Genomic DNA, 3,606 nt, shown 5'->3' with positions numbered 1-3,606 from the left:
GGCCGGCGCAGGCAGGCGGTGAGCATCGCGTTGCGCACCTCGCGCGCGCGCTGGGCGCTGCTCGACGCGCGCGTCTCCGACGGCTGGTGGTACGCGACCAGCGCGGGGCAGAAGCACAGGTCCCAGCCGGCCGCGGCCAGATCCCAGGCCAGCAGGCTCTCCTCGCCGCGGAAGTGCAGGATCGGGCTGAAGCCACCGACCGCTTCGAACGCCGACTTGCGCACCACCGCCGAGCACGACTGGAAGCCCAGGATCGACGGACCGGGCAGCATCGGGTCCCAGCCGAGCGGACTGCCGGCCAGATGCCCGACGAACGGGTCGTCCCGCTGTTGCGGCCACATCACGGTGCGGGCCGCCAATACCGCCACGCTGCCGCACTTTTCGAACACCTCTTCGGCGATCGAAGTCGCCTCCGGTGCCCACCACGAGTCGTCGTCACAGAAGGCGGCGTACGGGGTGCCGCAGCGCGCCACCCCGACGTTGCGTGCGACCGCACCCTCGTTCCGGTTCAGCGGTATGACGGTGACCCGGCCCGCCGAACGGGCCGCGGCGCGGGTCGCGGCCCGCACCGAATCGTCGCGGGAGGCATTGTCCACCACGATGATCGGGCACGCGCTCGTATCCAGCAGGCGATCCAGGACCGCGCACAGCTCACCCGCGCGGTCCCGCGTCGCGATGACGAATGAGGTAAGGGGCTTGGTCGACATGACTGCTGCAGCTACCCCAAAAGCGCTCGGTGAAACCCAGTTTCGTCCCGATGCCGACGGGTATGACAGCTCGATGCCAGCTCTTTCGCGGGTCCTGATCACCGGTGGCGCCGGGTTCGTGGGCGCCCATCTGTGTGACCGGCTGCTCGGCGGCGGCGTCGAAGTGGTCAGCGTCGACGACATGTCCACCAGCCCGCCGGGCGCGGCCGATCGCCTGACGGGGCGGCCCGGTTACCGTTTCGTGCCACACGACATCTGCGATCCCTCGGTGGTCGACGAGGTCGGCACCGCCTTCGACACCGTGTTCCATCTGGCCTCACCGGCCTCCCCGGTCGACTATCAGCGGCGCCCGATCGAAACGCTGCGCGCCGGGTCGGCGGGCACCGCGACGGCGCTGGAGATCGCCGAGCGCGCCGGCGCCCGGTTCGTCCTGGCGTCGACCAGTGAGGTCTACGGCGACCCCGAGGTGCATCCGCAGCCCGAACGCTATTGGGGCAACGTGAATCCGGTCGGCCCCCGCAGCGTGTACGACGAAGCCAAGCGGTACGCGGAGGCCCTGACGTTCGCGTACCGCCGCCTCGGCCGGGTCGACACCGGCGTCGCCCGCATCTTCAATACTTACGGCCCGGGCATGCGCGCCGACGACGGCCGCATGGTTCCGACGTTCTGCCGCCAGGCGCTGCGCAACGAACCGCTGACCGTCTCCGGCACCGGGCTGCAGACCCGGTCGCTGTGCTACGTCGACGACACCGTGGCGGGGCTGATCGACCTGGCGCGCGGCGATTTCGGGGGCCCGGTCAACATCGGGAACCCCGCGGAACTCACGGTGCTGGCCGCCGCCGAGCTCATCCGGGAGCTGGCCGGCAGCACGTCGACCATCCAGTTCACCCCGCCGGCCGAGGACGATCCGCAGCGTCGCTGCCCCGACATCACCGTCGCCCGCGAGCGGCTGGGCTGGCAGCCGCGCGTCGACTACCGCACCGGGCTCGCCACCACCGTGGCGTGGTTCCGCATTGCTTGTGACGACACCGCGGGTGACGATCCGGACCGGGACCTCGTCTCGGCCGCCGACCGGCTGGCGCGCTAGGAGGTGCGGTGCGAATTCTCGGTGTCAATGCGGTATTCCACGATCCGGCCGCGGCGTTGGTGGTCGACGGCCGGGTAGTGGCCGCCGCCGAAGAGGAGCGGTTCTCGCGACGCAAGCACGGCAAGCAGGCGGTGCCCTTCTCCACCTGGGAGGTCCCCGCGTCCGCCATCCGGTGGTGCCTTCGGGACGCCGGCGTCGCCCCCGAGGAGGTCGACGCCGTCGGCTACTCCTACGATCCCGCCCTGATGTACGACGAGCCGCTCGATCCCGGCGGCCTCGATCAGGATTGGGAGTACCTGCGCACCCTGTACGCCGAGCGTGCGCCGCGATTCCTGGCATCCGCCGTGCCCGGCCTGAACCCGGCCGTGGTGCGTCACGTCCGCCATCACGTCGCGCATGCCGCGTCGACCGCGCTCGCCTCCCCGCATCCCGACGCGGCGGTGCTGGTGGTCGACGGTCGCGGCGAGCGCACCTCGATGCTGGCCGGCGCGTACCGCGACCACAAGCTCGACGTGCTCGCCTCGCAGGCGCTGCCGCACTCGCTGGGCTTGCTCTACGAAAACCTCACCGAACACCTGGGTTTCGCCCGCTCCAGCGACGAGTACAAGGTGATGGCGATGGCGTCCTACGGCGAGCCGCGCTTCGCCGACGAGCTGCGCGAGCGGGTCTACGCCTCCGGTGACGGCGGGTTTCGCACCGAGCCGATCGCGTGGGACGAGCTGGCGCCGCGCCGCCGCCCGCACGAGGAGACGCTCGACCCGGCGCACGCCGACCTGGCCTGCAGCGTGCAGCGCGTCGTCGAAGACGTGTTGCTGGACCTGGTGGGCTGGCTGCGCGACCGGACCGACGGTGACGCGCTGTGCCTGGCCGGCGGCGTGGCGCTCAATTGCGTTGCCAATACCCGGATCCACGCCGAGGGCGGATTCGACCGCGTGTGGGTGCAGCCGGCGTCCGGTGACTCCGGCACGGCGCTGGGCGCGGCGCTGAGCCTGGCCGCGTCGTTCGGCGAACCGATCGCGCCGATGCCGTCGGCGCGGCTGGGCCGCGGCTGGTCCGACGAACGGATCGAGGCCACCCTGAACGAAGCCGCCGTCGACTACGAACGCCCGGGCGATGTGGCCGCCGCGGTCGGCGACGCGCTGGCCGACAACCAGCTCGTCGGCTGGTTCCAGGGCCGCGCCGAGTTCGGGCCCCGCGCCCTGGGCGGGCGATCGCTGCTGGCCGATCCGCGCCACGCCGCCAACCTGGAGCGCCTGAACGCGGTCAAGGGCCGCGAGCAGTTCCGGCCGGTCGCGCCCATGGTGCTGGCCGAGCGGGCCGCCGAAATCTTCTCCCGCGGACCGCTTCCCAGCCCGTACATGCTCTTCGTCCACGACGTCGCCGAATCCTGGCGGGACCGCATCCCCGCGGTCACCCACGTCGACGGCACCGCGCGCATCCAAACCGTCGACGCGGCCGCCGATCCGCGCCTGCACGCGGCCATCAGCCGGTTCGCCGAGCGCACCGGCGTCCCGGTGGTGGTCAACACCAGCTTCAACACCGCCGGGCGGCCCATGGTGGACAGCCCGCGCGACGCGCTCGAGGTGTTCGGCAGCTCCCCGATCGACGTGCTGGCCCTCGGCCCCTGCCTGGTCCGGCGGCGCCGATGACGCCCGACTACGCCATCGTGATCCCGACGGTCGGCCGGGACTCCCTGCGGCACTTGCTCGTTGCGCTGCAGCACGGCTCCGGGCCGGCACCCGCCGAGGTGGTGGTGGTCGACGACCGGCCGCGGCCCGCCCCGGGGTTGCCGGTGGGCGACATGCCGGTCCG

The 3,606-nt window shown here is 72.1% G+C and carries 3 protein-coding genes; 2 read left to right on the top strand and 1 reads right to left on the bottom strand.

The window, feature by feature from the left end; translation table 11 throughout:
• A partial coding sequence (locus HMPREF0591_RS09400; protein ID WP_007168260.1) for a glycosyltransferase family 2 protein occupies positions 1 to 707 on the bottom strand: 707 nt, incomplete at its 3' end.
• Between HMPREF0591_RS09400 and HMPREF0591_RS09395 the strand changes: the two genes are divergently transcribed.
• Together HMPREF0591_RS09395 and HMPREF0591_RS09390 are read left to right on the top strand one after the other, a co-directional pair.
• A complete protein-coding gene (locus HMPREF0591_RS09395; RefSeq protein ID WP_007168259.1) occupies positions 706 to 1,794 on the top strand; it encodes a UDP-glucuronic acid decarboxylase family protein in 1,089 nt (362 codons plus the stop codon). The two genes, HMPREF0591_RS09400 and HMPREF0591_RS09395, sit on opposite strands and share 2 nt — an antisense overlap.
• 8 nt (positions 1,795 to 1,802) lie before the next feature.
• Complete coding sequence (locus tag HMPREF0591_RS09390; protein ID WP_007168258.1) at positions 1,803 to 3,443, top strand: carbamoyltransferase family protein; 1,641 nt, start codon at positions 1,803 to 1,805, stop codon at positions 3,441 to 3,443.
• Positions 3,444 to 3,606: the final 163 nt, after the last annotated feature.

Origin of the sequence: Mycobacterium parascrofulaceum ATCC BAA-614 (genome assembly GCF_000164135.1) — a bacterium.
Classification (GTDB): Bacteria; Actinomycetota; Actinomycetes; order Mycobacteriales; family Mycobacteriaceae; genus Mycobacterium; species Mycobacterium parascrofulaceum.
This window is presented reverse-complemented; position numbering and strand designations above follow the sequence as displayed.